Below are 19,114 nucleotides of genomic sequence, written 5' to 3'. Positions count from 1 at the left end.
ATTTCTAATTCTATCATATCTTTGCTTAGTACTTGGTACATAGGGTTGTGTTTTTATGTTTCGCAACACAAATATCTACAACCCTTAATTTTTTCTCAAAAAAAGTCAAGATGACTTCATAAAATAAAGTAAATGTATCTTAAAAATTATCGCTACAATTTCAAGCCATGAATGCTATCGATAATTGAAAAAACCAAACTATATTTGCAACCTATAACAACACAACAACATGAATATTTTAATATTAGGCTCAGGCGGTAGAGAACATGCCTTTGCATATAAATTATCACAAAGTAAAAAAATCAATAAACTTTTTGTAGCACCAGGAAATGCAGGTACAGATGCTATAGCTACTAATATTGCCATTAATGCTACAGATTTTGACGCTGTTAAAAAAGTAGTGCTTGAAAATGATGTAAATATGGTTGTTGTAGGACCTGAAGCACCTTTAGTTGATGGTGTACATGATTTTTTTCTGTCTGATGATGCATTAAAGTCAATTCCTGTAATTGGACCAAAAAAAGATGGAGCTTTGTTAGAAGGAAGTAAAGATTTTTCTAAGCAATTTATGCAAAAGCATAACATACCTACTGCTCAATATCAATCTTTCACTAAAGATACTTTAGAAGACGGATTTGCCTTTTTAGAAACGTTACAAGCTCCTTATGTATTAAAAGCTGATGGTTTAGCTGCAGGTAAAGGAGTATTAATTTTAAACTCTTTAGAAGAAGCTAAAAAAGAGTTATCAGAAATGCTTACCAATGAAAAATTTGGTAGTGCTTCTGCAACTGTAGTTATTGAAGAGTTTTTAGACGGAATTGAGTTATCTGTATTCGTTTTAACTGACGGAAAAAGCTACAAAGTATTGCCTTCTGCTAAAGATTATAAAAGAATTGGTGAAGGAGATACAGGTTTAAATACTGGTGGTATGGGAGCTATTTCTCCAGTTCCTTTTGCTGATGAAGATTTTCTAACAAAAGTAGAAGATCGTATTATAAAACCAACTGTAGATGGATTACAAAAAGACGGTATCGATTACAGAGGTTTCATTTTTATTGGTTTAATGAATGTAAACGGAAATCCTTTTGTTATTGAATATAACGTTCGAATGGGTGACCCTGAAACTGAGGTAGTATTACCAAGAATTGATTCTGATTTATTAGATTTATTTGAAGGTGTAGCGAATCAAAATTTAGCTGAAAAGAGTTTTGAAGTTACTTCTAAGACAGCTACTACTGTAATGTTAGTTTCTGGCGGATACCCTGAAGCATATGAAAAGGGAAAAACAATCTCTGGTTTCGAATCAATTGACGACTCTATTGTTTTTCATGCAGGTACTAAAAAAGACAATGACTCTGTAGTATCAAACGGAGGTAGAGTTATGGCTATTACTTCTTTTGGTGATACAATTACTGAAGCTTTAACTACTTCTTACAAAAACATTGATAAAATTTCATTTGAAAAAATGAACTATAGAAAAGATATTGGTTTTGATTTAAAATAATTATCTAAATCAAATATCACAGCATAAAAAAACGTTTAAGAAAATTCTTAAACGTTTTTTATTTATCAAATAGTATTGTTATCTATTCTTCTGCAGCAGCAGCCTTAGCAGCGTTACGAGACATACGTACTTGAGCTACAACCGTATTCTTTGGGTGTAAGAATGTATACTTATCATTCTCTAAAGCAGTTACGTATAACTTATTACCGATTTCTAATTCAGTAATATCAGCTTCAATAAAATCAGGTAAATCAGCTGGTAAAGCTTTTACTTTTAATTTACGCATGTTGTGACGTAAGGCACCACCAACCATAACACCTTTAGAACTTCCTACTAATTTTACAGGAATTTCCATAGTTACCGCTTTATCATCAAATAATTGATAAAAATCAATGTGTAAGATTTTATCAGTTACTGGGTGAAACTGAATGTCTTGTAAAACAGCAGCATAAGTTGTACCGTCAAGTTCAATCGATGCAGTATATACATTTGGAGTGTATACTAAATTCTTGAACGCTTTTTCTTCAGCTGAAAAATGTACAGGTTTGTCTCCTCCGTATAATACGCAAGGAACCTTTCCAGCATTACGTAGAGCCTTAGTTGCTGACTTTCCTACGCTTTCTCTTTGAGATCCGTTGATCGTAATTGATTGCATTACTTATATATTTAAATTACATTAAAAATTGATCACTGATAGATGTATTGTCTTGAACTTTATGCATCACATCAGCAAATAAAGGTGCGCAAGATACAACTTTTATTTTAGAAACATCCTTTTTTAAAGGAATTGTGTCTGAAACAATTAACTCTGTTAATTTAGAGTTCTGAATTCTTTCGTATGCGTCACCAGAAAGAATAGGGTGCGTACAAATTGCTCGTACTGATTTTGCCCCTCTTTCCATCATTAAATCAGCAGCTTTAGTTAAAGTACCTCCAGTATCAATCATATCATCTACTAAAATGACATTTTTACCTTCTACCTCACCAATTAGCTCCATATGAGAAATCACATTTGCTTTCTTTCTTTGCTTATAACAAATAACTACATCACTAGATAAGTATTTAGAATATGCATAAGCTCTTTTAGAACCTCCCATATCAGGAGAAGCTACAGTTACATTTTCTAACTCTAAACTTTCTATATACGACATAAAAATAGTGGAAGCAAAAAGGTGATCTACTGGCTTTTCAAAGAAACCTTGAATTTGATCAGCATGTAAATCCATAGTCATAATTCTAGTAGCACCAGCGGCTTCTAATAATTTTGCTACTAATTTAGCTCCAATTGCTACTCTTGGTTTGTCTTTTCTGTCTTGACGAGCCCATCCAAAATAAGGCATCACAGCAGTAATGTGTCTTGCTGAAGCTCTTTTAGCTGCATCTAACATTAATAACATTTCCATTAAGTTATCTGCATTAGGAAAAGTTGATCCTATGATAAAAACGCGTCTACCACGTACAGATTCTTCAAAAGCAGGTTGAAATTCGCCGTCGCTAAAAGGAGTAATTTTTACATTTCCTAATCCTTCGCCATATTCTGCTGCAATCTTCTTCGCAAGCTCCATACTCTGTCTGCAAGCAAACAATTTAGGAGTCAGTTGATTACAAGACATTTATTTGTTGTGTTTTATGTTTTGTTGTGTTTGCAAAAGTAAAATTATTTTAAACAGTATTAAAATGATTTTATTTTAAATCTAAAATAAAATTAATTAGATTTGCATCCTCGATTGCTCAAGTGGCGGAATTGGTAGACGCGCTGGATTCAAAATCCAGTTCTTTCGGGAGTGTGGGTTCGATTCCCACCTTGAGTACAAAAAGGTATTTGTGTCATCACAAATACCTTTTTTAATTTATTAATTTAACGTTATAACACTTAACGTATAAGGAAAATCTGCCTTTGTATTAACCATTTTAGGGTTATCAAAAACTGCATCAAAATTCATTACAATTATATCTTTGCCTCGAATCACAACTTCCGATGGACCATCTAATTTTCCATCTGCACCATTTGTATCTCCATTTTTTACCAAAAGTTCTAACTTTCCACTTTTATCGATACTGTAGACCGCATTGGCAAATAAATCTGTAATATAAAGTTTATCAGTTCTTGCATCCCACTTCATTCCATCGGTTGCAATCATACCTTTCGCAAAAAGTGTTGTTGCAATTTTATTGTTATGATCATCTATTGTGGTTTTATACACAGATCCTTCTTCCATTATTCCTGTATATAAATCTCCATTACTATCTATAGCCAAACCATTGGCACCAAACTTTAAACTTCCATCAGAAATAAACGTTTCAAACAAATGAGGATTCTCAGCGTTTACATTTGCACTAATGTTTAATGGCTTCTCAGCATTTAATTCTGATAAATTGACTCTATACACACCACTAATTTGTTTCCCTTGTTCTGTCTCTCCTAAAACGGTATCAGAAATATATAAATCATTCCCTTTCCAAACCAATGCATTCGGAAAAGACATTCCTTCAGCTACCACTTCAACACCTAATGCTTTTCCATTTTCCACATTAATTCTTAAAATTCTCGATTGGCCTCCAAACCATAATTGCATATCTGCAACATAAGCATTGCCGTCTGGTCCAAAAGCTAATCCGAAGGGAGCTACTTTACCACTTGTTTTTTCCATATCTTCTGATTGAAATGTATACCAAGTAGTTAAATTATTATTTGCATCAATCTTTCCTATTGTTGGAACTGCAGGAGTTTTCATATCACCAGATTTAATTAATACATCGTTATGAAAATTTGGTGAAGTAAAATAAACATTACCTGATGTATCTATATCACCACTAGCTGGAGAATTAAATGTTTCTGGTAAGTTTAAAAATAATTTAGACTGAAGTTTTTCAGCTTTATTAGCTACTGTTTTTACTTTTTTAATTTCTGATTTTGCTGTATTACATGAAATAGTAACTAAACATAATATCAAAAATAAAAAAGAGACTATTTTCTTCATGTGTTCTGTTTTTTTATTCTTAAATCTGATGTTCACATTATCGAGCAAATCCTCCGAAAGGTTTCAATAATTTAGGAGCTAAAGCTGCATGACGACTTGTAAGTTCTTCTGGAAGATGTCCTAAGTGCACCATTCGTGTACCTGGTGCCGCATCTAACCAACGCTCAGCAAAATTATCCCAATTTGTAATGTGGATATGAGCAGATTCTATATTTGCAAAACGTTCATATACTAAAACATCACCATCATCAGAAACATAATATTGGTAATTTAATGTACCTCCTTCTTTTTTGGTTTCTGCTACAATTTCATCTACTATAACTTTAAAATCCTCTCTCCTACCCTCTTTAATCTTTGCTTCAACTATCCAACCTATATTTTCAAAATTAGTATTGTTGTCTTGTGTATTCATACTTTTATTAATAAGTAATTATTAAGCTAAATCGTCTTTTGCTTCAATTAAAAAATGATGACTTACAGAACCTGCTGTTCTAGCTTCTAAATGTGGTATATATTCTGCATCGTTCATAAAATTTAATGCATCTTCTTTTGAAGGCCATTCTAAAATTATTCTTAATGCTGCTGGTGCGTCTTCTCCCTCTATTTGCTCATGAGAAGCTGTTCTTGCTAAATACTTTCCTCCGTGCTTTTTTACTATTTTTCCTGTTTCTGCTATGTAAGCTGGAATCCAAGTGTCTATAGTTGGTGTTACATCTAATACTGAATAAAACATATTATTATTTTTTTGTTATTATGGTTACAAAATTATTGTAGCCTTGTTTGTTTTATCGAGTAAAAAAAAAGGTGATACGTGTAAAAAATGAAGTAGCTTTTTCTTGTTATTACTTTAAACTTTCTTTAAAAGCTCCTATAGTAATTCCTTTATAGGCTAAAAACGTTTTATTTAAATGACTAGCATCTGTAAAACCAAGTTCTAAAGCAATCTCTGCAAATTGCATATCTGTATATTTTAACCTAGTTTCAACCAACTTTAGTTTATAATTAAGAATGTATTTTTTAATACTCATTCCCATACTTTTCTTAAAATATTGACTGATATAGTTATCTGCTATATTAAATTCTTCTGCTAAATTTTTAGTAGATAATGTTTGCGGGTTATAAATATTAACTTGAATATAATTTATAATATCCTGTATTTTTGAAGATGTTTTCTTAGTAACTAAATTAGTAGCTTTAACTCGCATATTTCTTGCTATTAAATGCAAACTCATAGACAATGAATTTTCAACTACGAATGCATCATAAGCAACATCTTTCAAATATTCTTTTGTGAGTAGTTTTATTAGTGAAGTAAGATTATCTTTTTCAAATTTTTCTTCAAATTCTAACAATCTTAACTGACGGATTTCATTATACAAAATACCTTCTATATTTCTAAACCATTTGTTAATTGGTAATGTGGTAGTCGTATTTACAGGATTATTGAAAAAGCTTTTTAAAAATTTAATGGTAGTAACGGTAGTGGCACTATCTACATTTACAGTATAAATATCATCAGGAATAAAAACAAAGACAGTATTATCTGTATACGGAACTGTTTTTCCATTAATTTTAAGGTTTCCTGTTCCTTTTTCAAAATATAGAATCTCAAAAAAACGAATACTAGTGTATCTACAAAAATCAAAATACGTTTCATTTTCGTAGTGTTTTATTACAATATTTTCAATAATCGTTCTAGGCATTGTTTTAATTATTGAATTAATTCGTACAATTTAACGATAATTGATGAAAGTGTTTTTAGAAGCTAGCGATTAAACTTAACGAAAAGTTTCTACCTGGTGCAGAAACTCCAGAAGCAAATTCTCTGTAGTGCTTATCAAAAATATTATCTAACCTTCCTTGTAATGTAATATTTTCATTAAGGTTATATCTTGAAAAAACATCAAATCTATACCAACTAGGAGATCCAAAAAAGACATCTTCGCCATCATTAGGATCCACTCCTATGAATGGAGTTAAATCATGATTATCGATACCTTCATCAATATTAAAATCGCTAATATCTTTTTTAGCATTAAAACGGAAATTAACTCCCGATTCAAATTTATCTATGGTATAATTCACATCAAAATTTCCAAATAAAGGTGGAATAGATGACATTGGTTCTTTGGTGTCAAAGGTTTTTCCTTTTGTATAAGTTACAGACCCTGAAGTTGTCCAATTTCTGTATAGTTTTCCTTGATAATTAAGTGTAAAACCAGTAATATATGCAGTTCCTCTATTCACATTTGCTAAAATTACTTTATCAGCACTGTCAAATGTTTCTCCGTCATACTGTAACACTAAGCCACCTTCTTGCATAAAGAAATCTCTATAGATGTAATTATTCAATAAAGTATAATACACGTTTGCCCCTACTTTAAACCTTCTTTTATTGAAATATTTTTGAAGACCTATTTCTGCACTATATGCATGTTCTGGCTTTAAATCTACATTTGGAATGGTTAAACGTCCACTTTTTTCTCTGATTTTTCCAACATCATCAATATTTGGCGATCTAAATCCTGATGATAAAACAGCATTTAATTGCCATCCTCTAATTGGTTTGTAAACATATCCTAGTGTAGCAGTTAATGCAGTGTTATTTAAACTGATATCAGAATCTGGTAATGTAATAAATGAAGTATCTATCCATTTAGCTCTTAATTGAGTATTTGTTAATCGAATACCTGAATTTAAGGTAGATTTATCAGAAAGATCTTGCCTGTAATCCATATACAAAGCAGAACTTAAATAACTACTTCCTCCATCTGGATAACGAGATTGCACATTAAAATCATTAGAAAATCCTTGAATTTGGTTGTTTACAATGTTTAATTCTTTACCAAAAGATGTAGAACCTACATCATTGTAAGCAACCTCAAAACCATAACCTAAGTTTCTATTTTTAGCTAATGGAACTGTAAAATCTCCGTTTAAACTATATACATCAACATCTTCTTCTCTGTAAGATCTTTCTAAACTACCAAACCTTCTTTGTATTCTACTTTCTTGAATGTTTTGATACGCTAATGTAATCGTTCCTTTTTGCAACCAACTTTTCTTAGGGTTGATATTTAATTGTGATGATACTAATAATCTATTTTGAGGACCATAATACCATTCTGCAAACTTTAAAGAAGAAACATCTGATGGATCAGTCAACTCAGCAAGCCTATCAAATCTTGGAACATCTGAAGAAGTAGAATATTGTATGTTAAACTTTAAGTCGGTATTTTGAGTAAGTGGTATAAAAAACTTCTGTAAAATATCTGTTTGATGATACCCTGTATTTCTCTGCAAATTAGGATCTGTATTTAACGTTGGAGTTTCTTTGTAGTTTCCGTTTAAATTTTCAGAATAATAGAATATTTTTCCCCAATCATCAAATCCGTGTGATCTATTATTTCCCATTTGCAAATCGCCAAAATCACTATGTGAAACACTTGTAAAACTTGCCCATTTAGGAAAACGTAACTCAACAGAACCTTGATTGGTTATTTCGCTGTTAACCGTAGAAAAACGAGAAAACACACTCGTTTTTACTTCTTTCTTATCTGAAATTTTTGGCGTTTTTGTGTAATAATGAATTACACCACCCAAAGCGTCAGAACCATAAGTTACAGAGGTTGGTCCGAATACAACTTCTGTTTTATCTAACATATTTGGTGCAACCGTTATAGAATTTTGTAAGTGTCCTTTTCTGTAAATAGCGTTGTTCATTCGAACCCCATCAACAACTAACAACACACGGTTACTTTCCATTCCCCTTAAAATAGGACTTCCACCTCCGAATTGAGATTTTTGAACTTTTATTCCAGGAATTACCGCTAAAACATCCGCTGAACTTTGTGCAGCTATTTTCTGAATCCCTTTTGTTTTTATCACTTCAATCTGTTCTGCTATTCGATTGGTTTTTGCTTCATTTTTAAAAACAGAAACAACAACTTCATCTAATTGTTCAGACTCTTTTGAAATGTATACTATGTTATTGTTTGAAAGAATTGCCGATTTTTTCTCGGTCATTTGTGCATAAGAAACATGAGAAAAATAAATGGTTTCATTAGAGAAAGATGTAATATCTGCCATACCATTCTTATCGGAAACAGCTGAAACAGTTTTACTCTTGTTATACAAAGCTACTCCTTCTACAACTTTTCCGGTTTCCGCATCAAAAATGGTAATCTTTTGTGAGAAAAGAGTAGTTGAAATAAATAAAAAAAATAAAATTAAATGTTTCATAAGTTAGTTAAACACTGTTTCTAAAATAGCCAAAGACTTCGGTTTTCTAAAGCCGTCCAAATGTAACTCAAAATATTGAATAATTATCTTAAGTATTATTTGTCTTTCTTTACTTTGAAAAGAAAGCGTATGAATAGCATCAAAATTTGTGCCTAATAGCCTTTTAAAGAGTGTTAAATTTTTGTCGGTTATGGTTAATTTGTCGTTGCTAGAAAAAGTAAACTTTCCTTCTAGCAAATTGAACCCAGATTTATCACTATCTGATACATCTGGATAAAACCCCAAATATCGAGATAAATTGAGTAAAAATAGCAAATGAAAATTTGAAATAGAATTATGTGTATCTAACCAAATTAAAGAAGCTTCAATGTAATTGTAAAGCTGTTCATTTTCTTCTTCTTCTTGAATAATATTCGTTAGTATTTCAGATAAAAACAAAACAATGCTTTGCTTTACAATTGAAGTAGGCACTGATGAATACGGATAAATAACACGTGCTTCTTTTATAGAATTTAGTGTATTTTTATTGGTGTGACTAGCTGTAATTTCTAGTTGTGTTAATGGTTGAAAGTACGCTGATTTTAGTTTTCCTTTTCTGGATTTTAAAATCCCTCTAAGCATGTAAGATTTTACACCTTCTTTTTGCGTTAAACATTTAACTATTAAACTAGTGTCACTGTATTTGATTGCATTTAAAACAATCGTTTTAGTAGTTACAACTGCCATTTCTAATTAACAATGGCAATTTTAGTTGAAGTACTTTCGCTTCCGTCATCATTTGTTAATAAGGCAATATAAACTCCTGAAGCTACTTTCTGACCAGCTAAATTTCTTTTGTTCCAAACTATTTTACCTCCTTCTAATTGTTGCCCTTCAACTACATTAGTTTCATACACTAAATTACCAGCAACATCTAAAATTTTAAGGTTTGTTCCTTTAGGTAAGTTTGTTCCATTTCTTCCATTGATTGTTACAGAATCGTGAACATTTAAAACCGGATTAGGATACGCATACACCTCACCTAATTCATCACCAAAAGGAGCTACTTTACTATCATAAGCAACTAAACCTTTATCTGTAGCTATAAAAACTTTACCAGAAGACTCGTTAATTGCAATTTTTAAAATTTTGTTTGATGGTAATGGTGAGTTTTCAGTATTAAAATTAGCTAAAGTATTTTGACCATTAGGATTTGTATATAAAACACCTCCATTATCTGTTCCAAACCATTTGTTATTTGCCCCATCAACAGTTATTGCATTTACTGTTTGATCTCCAAGTAATCTTTTAGCTACGTTATCATCTTCAATAATAATTGGTGCTGCATCATACACATTTTCATCAAAAATTCTACTTGGATTGTTATAAACTACCAAACCAGCAACAGTACCAATCCACATACGATTATTTTGATCTAATGCGATAGATTTTACATTGATATTAGGCAAACTCCCTTTAGTAGGTTCTGTTGTTAATGCTCTTTTTCTATTTCCGTTTTCATTAAAAACAAAAACACCATTACCTCTCGTAGTTATCCAAAGACTGTTGGTATTATCAATTACTATTTCAGACATACCTGGTCTGTTTTTATCTACATACAATTCGTTAAGATCGTAACTTGTCCATTGTCCTGCGGGACTTAATTTTTTCAATTGTGAACTTACTTCAACATTGGTAACCCATAAATTTTGATCTCTATCAAAAGCTGTATCTGAAATACGTATCGTAACTCGGTTAGGGTTGGTTGGTACTACATCTTGCAAAGGACTATTCAAATGATTGTAAAAATTGATGATTTGATCATCTTGAATTTCATATAACCCTCCTGTTAATTTAGTCGTTGTTCGATTGGTATCTCCAAAAGAACTTATAAACGCATGGTTTTCTTGTGATTTATCTATCGTTACATTTACCAAATCTCCAAATAAATCTGACGGATCTAAAAGAGTGTTAAACCAGTCTTCTCCATTGTAACGAGAAAAACCTTGTCTGTTTTGAGATGGTGTAAAAGTAGCATCATAACCTCCATAAACAATCCATAAATTATTGTTGTGTACATCAATAGAAAAAGGAGTATTTGCCAATGGTCCTTTTGGATGAATCTCTGTGTAATTTTGTAACCCCACATCACCAGAAAGCACCCCAAATCTTTCAGTAGCAAGAAAAATCTTTCCGTTAAAATATTGCGCCGAATTCAAAGAAAAATCAAAAGTACTACTTACTGTATTGCTACCAACAGCAGTTAATGCTGCATCGTAAATTGTTGTACTTTTATTTAAAGAAACTGCTAAATGCGTATCAGAAGCTGTAATATCAATAATATTCCCTGCTAATAAAATCACATTCTGTAAAGTAGTTCCATTAATTCGAGACACACTACTTCCTTGTACAGTGTATACATTTGATGAAAAAGTAACTATTTTCTGGTAATTCCCAGGAAACTGTAAAGTCCAATTACTAGCATCTATTAAACTATTATTGTTAACATCAGCAGTATAAATTCCATTTTCCGTTGCCGCATAAATAGTATTGTTTAAAACTGTAGTTTGATAAATATTTATGCTAGAAGAACCAGGACCTATGAAATAGGTATCTCCAAACTCTAACTTTTCAATATCATATACAATAATAGCAAACGATGTTGCTAAATATAATTTATTATCATGCTCATAGATATGATTGATTCGTTTCAATCCTGATTGATTAAAATTTACAATATCTGGAGAAACAGTAACAGTTCCATCATCGTTAACTACTTCTATTAAACCATTGTCATAACCTATTACTAATCGATTATATGTTTCATTGTAATGAAAAGCAGCAGTAGTTCCTCCTGACAATCCATTAACTGACGATAATTTTTGAGTTTCTTCTGTTGATAAATTATAAGTAAAAGCAGCATTATCTGTTAATGCATACAACGTATTATCTGTGAAAGTGATTTTTTTTACATTATTATATGAAAAAAAATCTTCCCATTGATTGCTAAAATCTGTTTGAGAATAAGAATGTATTGAAACAAACAGAATGAAAAATAAGATACATTTGTTCATATTAACTTCAAAGGTATTTAATAATAACGACAAAAGCGATACATTCGTACAAAATTGAAATATCGAAAACATGAGTTTAGAAATAGAACGTAAGTTTTTAGTAGCTAATACTGATTTTATAGTAGATTCATACCAAAAAGTGTATATCAAACAAGGTTTTTTAAACTCAGATAAAGAACGTGTAGTTAGGGTAAGAATAAAAGATGATCAAGGCTTTTTAACAATAAAAGGTAAATCAAACAAATCAGGAACCACTAGATTCGAATGGGAAAAAGAAATTTCTAAAAAAGAAGCTTCTGATTTGTTCAATTTATGTGAAAAAGGAATTATTGAAAAGTATCGCTATTTAATTAAATCAGATAATCATATATACGAAGTTGATGAATTTTTAGGCGATAATGAAGGTTTAATAATTGCTGAAATAGAATTATCTTCTGAAAGTGAATCATTTCAAAAACCTCTTTGGCTAGGAAATGAAGTTACTGGAGAAGCAAAATACTACAATTCTAATTTAAGTAAACTATCTTTTAAAGAATGGGTTTAAAAAATTAGTCTTTATATATTTTTACATCTAAACTACCTTTATCATCCATAGAAGCTCGGTACATACCTGCTGTATTAAATTCGTATACAATATTACCTAACTTATCAATAGCTATAATACCTCCAGTTCCTCCTAGCTTAGTTAATTTGTTTTGAATAACATCATCAGCTGCATTTTTTAGTGTTGCATTTTTATATTCCATTTGAGCTGAAATATCGTGAGCAACTTGTGCTCTTATAAAATATTCTCCCCATCCTGTAGATGAAACACCACATGTTTTATTATTCGCATAAGTTCCAGAACCAATAATAGGAGCATCACCTATTCTACCCCAACGTTTGTTAGTCATACCTCCTGTTGAAGTACCTGCTGTAATTGTTCCTGATTTGTCTAAAGCAACACAACCAACAGTACCAAATTTTGCATTCTTAATATCTGCATCATAAAATGCTGCTTTTTGATCATCATGGTCTTGCTCTGTTTTTTCTTTATCCTTTATACGTTGTAAAGATTTAAACCTTCTTTCTGTAAAAAAATAACTTGGATCAACAATTTCCAACCCTTCTTTCTTTGCAAAAATAGAAGCACCTTTTCCAGAAAGCATTACATGGTTTGAGTTTGTCATTACTTTTCTGGCTGCTGCTATTGGACTTTTAATATCTTTTACTCCAGCTACAGCTCCTGCATTTAATGTTTTTCCATCCATAAAAGAAGCATCTAACTCATTAGTTTCTTCATTCGTAAACACAGCTCCTTTTCCTGCATTAAACAAAGGAGATTCCTCCATTACTTGAATTGTTTTTTCTACAGCATCTGCACTTGTCCCTCCTTCTTTCAAAATAGTATATCCCAATTTTACTGCTTCTTCTAATTTTGCTATATATTCTTTTTCTTTCTCAGGAGTCATATTTTTCTTTAAAATAGTTCCTGCTCCTCCATGAATTACAATTGCAAAATCATTTACTTGAGTTGGAGTAGACATTATTTTCTCTTCTTGTTTTGGTTGCGTTGTACAACTGATAGTTATTATAAGAAAAGATAGGCAGTAGAAAAGATGTTTCATTTTAAGTTTTATTTCAAACAAAAAAGATGTTTTTTGTTTAATTTATTGATTGATGATTTATTTGTAAATTTGACTTCAATTTAAACAACTAAAACGTAAATACAAAATGGCAGATTTTGGTATTCAAGAAGCTTTACAAACTTTAGGTTTGAAAGATATAAATGAAGGAACTTCTACAGGTACTGTTAATTTTTCTAATGGAGAAATTATAGAATCATACTCTCCTGTAGATGGAAAATTAATTGGTAAAGTAAAAGCTTCTACAAAAGAAGATTATGAAAAAGTAATGGAGTCTGCAACTTCTGCTTTTAAAACATGGAGATTGATGCCAGCACCTCAACGTGGTGAGATTGTACGTCAGTTTGGTGAAAAGTTACGTGAGAAAAAAGAAGCTTTAGGAAAGCTAGTTTCTTATGAAATGGGTAAATCTTATCAAGAAGGTTTAGGTGAAGTTCAAGAAATGATTGACATCTGTGATTTTGCAGTTGGTTTATCTCGTCAGTTACATGGTTTAACTATGCATTCTGAGCGCCCTGGACACAGAATGTACGAGCAATATCATGCTTTAGGCGTTGTAGGAATTATTTCTGCATTTAATTTCCCTGTAGCTGTTTGGTCTTGGAACACAGCTTTAGCATGGGTTTGTGGTGATGTATGTATTTGGAAACCATCTGAAAAAGCTCCATTATGTGGTGTTGCTTGCCAGAATATAGCTGCTGAAGTTTTTGCTGAAAACAATTTACCAGAAGGTATTTCTTGTTTAGTAAATGGAGATTACACTGTTGGAGAATACATTTCTAAAGACACTCGTATTCCATTAGTTTCTGCAACAGGATCTACACGTATGGGTAAAATTGTAGCTAAAGAAGTAGCTGGTCGTTTAGGAAAATCATTATTAGAGTTAGGTGGAAACAATGCTATTATTGTTACTCCTGATGCTGATATAAAAATGACTGTAATCGGTGCTGTTTTTGGTGCTGTTGGTACTGCAGGTCAACGTTGTACTTCTACACGTCGTTTAATTATACACGATTCTGTTTACGATAAAGTAAAAGATGCTGTAGTAGCTGCATACAAACAATTACGTATTGGTAACCCATTAGATGAAAACAATCACGTTGGACCATTAATTGACAAAGATGCTGTAAAAATGTATGAAGCTGCTTTAGAAAAAGTAGTTGCAGAAGGCGGAAACATTGTTGTTGAAGGTGGTGTATTAGAAGGTGAAGGTTATGAAAGTGGTTGTTATGTAAAACCTGCTATCGCAGAAGCTTCTAACGACTTTGAAATTGTACAGCACGAAACATTTGCTCCTGTTTTATATTTATTAAAGTATTCTGGAGATGTTGAAAACGCAATAGAGTTACAAAACGGAGTTGCCCAAGGTTTATCTTCAGCAATTATGACTAACAACTTACGTGAAGCTGAGCGTTTCTTATCTGTTGCTGGTTCAGATTGTGGTATTGCCAATGTAAATATCGGTACATCTGGTGCAGAAATTGGTGGTGCTTTTGGTGGTGAAAAAGATACTGGAGGCGGAAGAGAATCAGGTTCTGATGCTTGGAAAGTTTACATGCGTCGTCAAACAAACACTATAAATTATACTACTGAATTACCTTTAGCACAAGGTATCAAGTTCGATTTATAATATATAATATTACATATACAAAAAAAAGAAGCTCTTATAGAGCTTCTTTTTTTTGCGATTAAATAAACATATAGTTTCCCCCCAGAGACTATAGTTATTTAATCATACATAATGTGTGTCTTGTAGTAAATCTACTTAAATCGGTTAGACAAAATCTAATTAATCGATGAAATGCAGTTTTGAAAGGTTCAACAGATCTTAGACTCACTTGTATTGAAGAAAAACAACTATTTTACTACAACACACTAATAAAAATGTAAAAAAAGAATCTTTTTTAATTCTTGTTTTAAAATATCTGCAAAAAAAGAGAGAAGCCATACTGACTTCTCTTTTAAACTTCCCTTTTAATCTAACTTTGGTTAAGAACCACACATTAAACAATCCTCTGGACCTGAGTTCTTTGAAGCATCTACCATTGCTTTAAATTCTTCTGGACTCATTGGTTCGTCTTCGTTGGTTTTTTCTTTTGATAAGGTAAATTGAATTGCATTTACTGCCGACTTAGTACGTAAGTAATACATACCTGTCTTTAATCCACTCTTCCAAGCATAAAAATGCATCGATGTTAATTTACCAAAATCTGGATCTTTCATAAATAAGTTTAACGATTGAGACTGATCGATAAAATACCCTCTGTGACGAGACATATCAATAATATCTTTCATACTCATTTCCCAAACTGTTCTATATAACTCTTTTAAATCTTGTGGAATTGCATCAATATGTTGAATAGACCCGTTTGCTCTCATGATCTCTTCTTTCATATTGTTATTCCAAAGACCTAATTCTACTAAGTCTTCTAATAAGTGTTTATTTACAACAATAAACTCTCCTGATAATACTCTTCTTGTATAAATGTTAGAAGTATATGGCTCAAAAGCTTCATTATTTCCTAAAATTTGAGACGTAGATGCTGTTGGCATTGGAGCTACTAACAAAGAGTTTCTAACTCCATGTTCCATAACTTCTTTACGTAACGATTTCCAATCCCATCTTCCGCTTAAATCTTCATCTTTGATTCCCCACATGTTGTACTGGAATTCTCCTTCAGACATTGGCGAACCTTTAAATGTAGAATATGCTCCTTTTGCTTTTGCTACTTCCATAGAAGAAGTTACAGCTGCAAAGTATAATGTTTCAAAAATTTCTTGATTTAATTTCTTAGCATCTTCACTAGTAAAAGGTAACCTTAGCATAATGAAAGCATCTGCTAAACCTTGAATACCTAATCCTACTGGTCTATGACGCATGTTAGAATTTTCAGCTTCTTTTACAGGATAGAAATTACGATCAATAACAGTATCTAAGTTTCTAATTACTTTCTTAGTTACTTCAAATAATTCTTTATGGTTAAAAAACTTATTTCCGTTTTCATCTTCTGCCACAAACATTGGAATAGCAATAGAAGCTAAGTTACACACAGCAACTTCATCTTCTGCTGTATACTCCATAATCTCTGTACATAAATTTGAAGAACGAATCGTTCCTAAATTCTTCTGGTTAGATTTACGGTTTGCAGCATCTTTATATAACATGTAAGGCGTACCTGTTTCTATTTGAGATTCTAAGATTTTCTCCCATAAATCACGTGCCTTAATTGTTTTTCTTCCTTTACCAGCTTGCTCGTAACTTGTATACAAACGCTCAAACTCTTCTCCGTAAGTATCATATAAGTGAGGACACTCATGTGGACACATTAAAGTCCATTCAGCATCTTCCTGTACTCTCTTCATAAATAAATCAGAAATCCACATTGCGTAAAATAAATCACGCGCACGCATTTCTTCTTTACCATGATTCTTTTTAAGATCTAAGAAATCATAAATATCAGCATGCCAAGGCTCAAGATACATTGCAAACGATCCTTTACGCTTACCTCCACCTTGATCTACATAACGAGCAGTATCATTAAACACACGTAACATTGGTACAATTCCGTTAGAAGTACCGTTTGTACCTGCAATATAACTACCTGTAGCTCTAATATTATGAATAGATAAACCGATACCACCAGCAGACTGAGAAATCTTAGCCGTTTGCTTTAATGTATCATAAATTCCATCTATACTATCATCTTGCATTTGTAATAAAAAACAAGAAGACATTTGTGGTTTTGGCGTACCTGAATTAAATAAAGTTGGCGTAGCATGTGTAAAATATTTTTTACTCATTAACTCATAAGTAGCTATTGCTTCATCAATATCTTCTTTATGAATTCCAATTGAAACACGCATTAACATATGCTGAGGACGCTCAACAATCTGTCCGTTTAACTTTAATAAATAAGAACGCTCTAAAGTTTTAAATCCAAAATAATCGTAGTTGAAGTCTCTACTATAAATGATAGTTGAGTCAAGCTTTTCAGCATTCTTCATTATTATTTCATATACATCATCAGCCAATAAAGGCGCCTTCTTCTCGGTACGTGGGTTTACATATTCATACAAATCAGTCATCGTTTCTGTAAACGATTTCTTAGTATTCTTATGTAAATTAGAAACGGCAATTCTCGCTGCAAGCTTAGCATAATCAGGATGAGCAGTAGTCATAGTTGCTGCAACTTCAGCAGCTAAATTATCTAACTCAGATGTAGTAACACCATCATATAACCCTTCAATTACGCGTAAAGCTACCTTCACCGGATCAACAATATTGTTTAATCCGTAACACATCTTTTTGATTCTTTCTGTGATTTTATCAAACATCACAGGTTCTTTTCTGCCATCTCTTTTTACTACATACATGCTTTAATTTTGATTTTATATAGGTTAGTCTCAAGAAAATAATTTCTCAAGATTTCAATTGTTTTTGGTATTTTTTTATGTGTTCCGACTAAAAGTCAGCATCAAAACTGATAGACCCAGTTCCTCCAGATTTTACACCAGCTTTTTGATATTCAGATACTCTTTTTTCAAAGAAGTTTGTTTTCCCCTCTAAAGAAATCATTTCCATAAAATCGAAAGGGTTTGATGCGTTGTACTCTTTTTCACAACTAAACTCTAATAATAGTCTGTCAGTTACAAACTCTAAATACTGAGTCATTAACTTAGCATTCATTCCTATTAAACTAACAGGTAATGATTCAGTTATAAACTCTCTTTCAATATTTAATGCAGAAATTATAATCTCACGAATCCTCTCTTTAGAAACTTTATTTATTAGGTGATTATTGTGTAAGTGTACTGCAAAATCACAATGCATACCTTCATCTCTAGAAATTAATTCGTTTGAAAACGCTAGTCCAGGCAATAAACCTCTTTTCTTTAACCAGAAGATAGAACAAAATGATCCTGAAAAGAAAATTCCTTCAACAGCAGCAAAAGCAATTAATCGCTCAGCAAACGAATCTGACTCAATCCATTTTAAAGCCCAATCAGCTTTCTTCTTTATTGCAGGAAAAACTTCAATAGCTTTAAATAAACTATTCTTCTCGTCTTCGTTTTTAATATAAGTATCAATTAATAATGAATAAGTTTCAGAGTGAATATTCTCCATCATTATTTGAAAACCATAAAAGAACTTTGCTTCTGAATATTGAACTTCATTTACAAAGTTTTCGGCTAAATTTTCGTTTACAATTCCATCAGAAGCAGCAAAAAATGCTAAGATGTGTTTTATAAAATAGCGTTCGTCATCTGTTAACTTATTATTCCAGTCGTCTAAATCTTGATGTAAATCAATCTCTTCTGCAGTCCAAAAACAAGCCTGCTGTTTTTTATACCATTCCCATAAGTCATTATGCTGAATAGGAAAGATAACAAATCGGTCCTTATTTTCTTGTAAAATAGGTTCTATATTAGCCATTCTATAGTTCTTTTTTTTGTTATTAAAAAGCCTTTGCGGAGGGAAGCACAAAGATTCAAAAAATTAACACAAAAATAAAGTCATACTTATTCACAAAGCACTTAAAGTTTTTAACAAATTGGTGTTTTTTTGCTAAAATCGGTGTTTTTAATTTTTAACACAATTAACTGAAAAACAACACTTTAAAAACAAAAAAAACCGCTAGTAGTGATGTTTACTAGGATTCTAAAACTGAGTTTTTTTCTGAAAAAAGAGACACTATATAAAAGAAAAAA

General features: G+C 31.7%; 15 protein-coding genes and 1 tRNA gene. 4 read left to right on the top strand and 12 right to left on the bottom strand.

Annotated elements, in window-relative coordinates:
- Positions 1-229: 229 nt before the first annotated feature.
- Positions 230-1,504: a phosphoribosylamine--glycine ligase gene (gene purD, locus EYW44_RS20605; RefSeq protein ID WP_132727305.1), complete on the top strand. Its 1,275-nt coding sequence runs from the start codon at positions 230-232 to the stop codon at positions 1,502-1,504.
- 82 nt (positions 1,505-1,586) lie between these two features.
- Here purD and EYW44_RS20600 read toward each other — a convergent pair whose 3' ends face one another.
- Positions 1,587-2,159, bottom strand: a complete 573-nt coding sequence (locus EYW44_RS20600) for a 50S ribosomal protein L25/general stress protein Ctc (RefSeq protein ID WP_132727302.1) — start codon at positions 2,157-2,159, stop codon at positions 1,587-1,589.
- Between the two features lie 16 nt (positions 2,160-2,175).
- Positions 2,176-3,117 carry a ribose-phosphate pyrophosphokinase gene (locus EYW44_RS20595; RefSeq protein ID WP_132727299.1) on the bottom strand — a complete coding sequence of 314 codons (942 nt, stop codon included), beginning with the start codon at positions 3,115-3,117 and terminating at the stop codon, positions 2,176-2,178.
- Positions 3,118-3,233: 116 nt separating this feature from the next.
- On the opposite strand from EYW44_RS20595, the gene EYW44_RS20590 reads away from it, so the two are divergent.
- Positions 3,234-3,315 (top strand) — tRNA-Leu (locus EYW44_RS20590).
- A gap of 42 nt (positions 3,316-3,357) precedes the next feature.
- Here EYW44_RS20590 and EYW44_RS20585 read toward each other — a convergent pair.
- The 7 genes from EYW44_RS20585 to porZ all read right to left on the bottom strand — a co-directional run bounded on the left by EYW44_RS20585 (position 3,358) and on the right by porZ (position 11,780).
- The gene (locus EYW44_RS20585; protein ID WP_132727296.1) at positions 3,358-4,485 is read right to left on the bottom strand and encodes a hypothetical protein; all 1,128 of its coding nucleotides are present in this window, start codon (positions 4,483-4,485) and stop codon (positions 3,358-3,360) included.
- 37 nt (positions 4,486-4,522) lie between these two features.
- The gene (locus EYW44_RS20580) at positions 4,523-4,897 is read right to left on the bottom strand and encodes a putative quinol monooxygenase (RefSeq protein WP_132727293.1); all 375 of its coding nucleotides are present in this window, start codon (positions 4,895-4,897) and stop codon (positions 4,523-4,525) included.
- A 21-nt stretch (positions 4,898-4,918) separates the two neighbouring features.
- Positions 4,919-5,218 carry a DUF1330 domain-containing protein gene (locus tag EYW44_RS20575; RefSeq protein WP_132727290.1) on the bottom strand — a complete coding sequence of 100 codons (300 nt, stop codon included), beginning with the start codon at positions 5,216-5,218 and terminating at the stop codon, positions 4,919-4,921.
- 109 nt (positions 5,219-5,327) lie between these two features.
- Positions 5,328-6,188: an AraC family transcriptional regulator gene (locus EYW44_RS20570; protein ID WP_132727287.1), complete on the bottom strand. Its 861-nt coding sequence runs from the start codon at positions 6,186-6,188 to the stop codon at positions 5,328-5,330.
- A gap of 55 nt (positions 6,189-6,243) precedes the next feature.
- Positions 6,244-8,727, bottom strand: coding sequence for a TonB-dependent receptor (locus EYW44_RS20565; RefSeq protein ID WP_132727284.1), 2,484 nt, complete (start codon positions 8,725-8,727; stop codon positions 6,244-6,246).
- Positions 8,728-8,730: 3 nt separating this feature from the next.
- Positions 8,731-9,453, bottom strand: a complete 723-nt coding sequence (gene recO / locus EYW44_RS20560) for a DNA repair protein RecO (protein ID WP_132727282.1) — start codon at positions 9,451-9,453, stop codon at positions 8,731-8,733.
- Between the two features lie 2 nt (positions 9,454-9,455).
- Positions 9,456-11,780, bottom strand: a complete 2,325-nt coding sequence (gene porZ / locus EYW44_RS20555; RefSeq protein WP_132727279.1) for a type IX secretion system anionic LPS delivery protein PorZ — start codon at positions 11,778-11,780, stop codon at positions 9,456-9,458.
- A 70-nt stretch (positions 11,781-11,850) separates the two neighbouring features.
- Between porZ and EYW44_RS20550 the strand changes: the two genes are divergently transcribed.
- Positions 11,851-12,324 (top strand): CYTH domain-containing protein, encoded by a 474-nt coding sequence (locus EYW44_RS20550; protein ID WP_132727276.1) that lies wholly within the window; start codon positions 11,851-11,853, stop codon positions 12,322-12,324.
- A gap of 4 nt (positions 12,325-12,328) precedes the next feature.
- Here EYW44_RS20550 and EYW44_RS20545 read toward each other — a convergent pair whose 3' ends face one another.
- Positions 12,329-13,306: an isoaspartyl peptidase/L-asparaginase family protein gene (locus tag EYW44_RS20545; protein ID WP_243643706.1), complete on the bottom strand. Its 978-nt coding sequence runs from the start codon at positions 13,304-13,306 to the stop codon at positions 12,329-12,331.
- Positions 13,307-13,493: 187 nt separating this feature from the next.
- Between EYW44_RS20545 and amaB the strand changes: the two genes are divergently transcribed.
- Entirely contained in the window at positions 13,494-15,035 is a 1,542-nt protein-coding gene (amaB, locus tag EYW44_RS20540) for an L-piperidine-6-carboxylate dehydrogenase (protein WP_132727270.1), read from the top strand.
- A 359-nt stretch (positions 15,036-15,394) separates the two neighbouring features.
- Here the strand turns inward: amaB and EYW44_RS20535 are convergent, their stop codons facing one another.
- Both EYW44_RS20535 and EYW44_RS20530 read right to left on the bottom strand, forming a co-directional pair.
- The gene (locus EYW44_RS20535) at positions 15,395-17,779 is read right to left on the bottom strand and encodes a ribonucleoside-diphosphate reductase subunit alpha (protein WP_132727267.1); all 2,385 of its coding nucleotides are present in this window, start codon (positions 17,777-17,779) and stop codon (positions 15,395-15,397) included.
- 88 nt (positions 17,780-17,867) lie between these two features.
- Complete coding sequence (locus EYW44_RS20530; RefSeq protein ID WP_132727264.1) at positions 17,868-18,839, bottom strand: ribonucleotide-diphosphate reductase subunit beta; 972 nt, start codon at positions 18,837-18,839, stop codon at positions 17,868-17,870.
- Between the last annotated feature and the right edge of the window lie 275 nt (positions 18,840-19,114).

The organism is Tenacibaculum sp. M341 (assembly GCF_004337695.1).
Taxonomy (GTDB): domain Bacteria; phylum Bacteroidota; class Bacteroidia; order Flavobacteriales; family Flavobacteriaceae; genus Polaribacter.
Note: the sequence above shows the minus strand (reverse complement) of the source record. Positions and strands in the feature narration are given on the sequence as shown.

What these genes read in the sequence shown, in the direction of transcription:
- purD (WP_132727305.1), top strand. Translation starts at nt 230, where the DNA reads ATGAATATTTTAATATTAGGCTCAGGCGGTAGAGAACATGCCTTTGCA.
- EYW44_RS20600 (WP_132727302.1), bottom strand. Translation starts at nt 2,159, where the DNA reads ATGCAATCAATTACGATCAACGGATCTCAAAGAGAAAGCGTAGGAAAG.
- EYW44_RS20595 (WP_132727299.1), bottom strand. Translation starts at nt 3,117, where the DNA reads ATGTCTTGTAATCAACTGACTCCTAAATTGTTTGCTTGCAGACAGAGT.
- EYW44_RS20585 (WP_132727296.1), bottom strand. Translation starts at nt 4,485, where the DNA reads ATGAAGAAAATAGTCTCTTTTTTATTTTTGATATTATGTTTAGTTACT.
- EYW44_RS20580 (WP_132727293.1), bottom strand. Translation starts at nt 4,897, where the DNA reads ATGAATACACAAGACAACAATACTAATTTTGAAAATATAGGTTGGATA.
- EYW44_RS20575 (WP_132727290.1), bottom strand. Translation starts at nt 5,218, where the DNA reads ATGTTTTATTCAGTATTAGATGTAACACCAACTATAGACACTTGGATT.
- EYW44_RS20570 (WP_132727287.1), bottom strand. Translation starts at nt 6,188, where the DNA reads ATGCCTAGAACGATTATTGAAAATATTGTAATAAAACACTACGAAAAT.
- EYW44_RS20565 (WP_132727284.1), bottom strand. Translation starts at nt 8,727, where the DNA reads ATGAAACATTTAATTTTATTTTTTTTATTTATTTCAACTACTCTTTTC.
- recO (WP_132727282.1), bottom strand. Translation starts at nt 9,453, where the DNA reads ATGGCAGTTGTAACTACTAAAACGATTGTTTTAAATGCAATCAAATAC.
- porZ (WP_132727279.1), bottom strand. Translation starts at nt 11,780, where the DNA reads ATGAACAAATGTATCTTATTTTTCATTCTGTTTGTTTCAATACATTCT.
- EYW44_RS20550 (WP_132727276.1), top strand. Translation starts at nt 11,851, where the DNA reads ATGAGTTTAGAAATAGAACGTAAGTTTTTAGTAGCTAATACTGATTTT.
- EYW44_RS20545 (WP_243643706.1), bottom strand. Translation starts at nt 13,306, where the DNA reads ATGTCTACTCCAACTCAAGTAAATGATTTTGCAATTGTAATTCATGGA.
- amaB (WP_132727270.1), top strand. Translation starts at nt 13,494, where the DNA reads ATGGCAGATTTTGGTATTCAAGAAGCTTTACAAACTTTAGGTTTGAAA.
- EYW44_RS20535 (WP_132727267.1), bottom strand. Translation starts at nt 17,779, where the DNA reads ATGTATGTAGTAAAAAGAGATGGCAGAAAAGAACCTGTGATGTTTGAT.
- EYW44_RS20530 (WP_132727264.1), bottom strand. Translation starts at nt 18,839, where the DNA reads ATGGCTAATATAGAACCTATTTTACAAGAAAATAAGGACCGATTTGTT.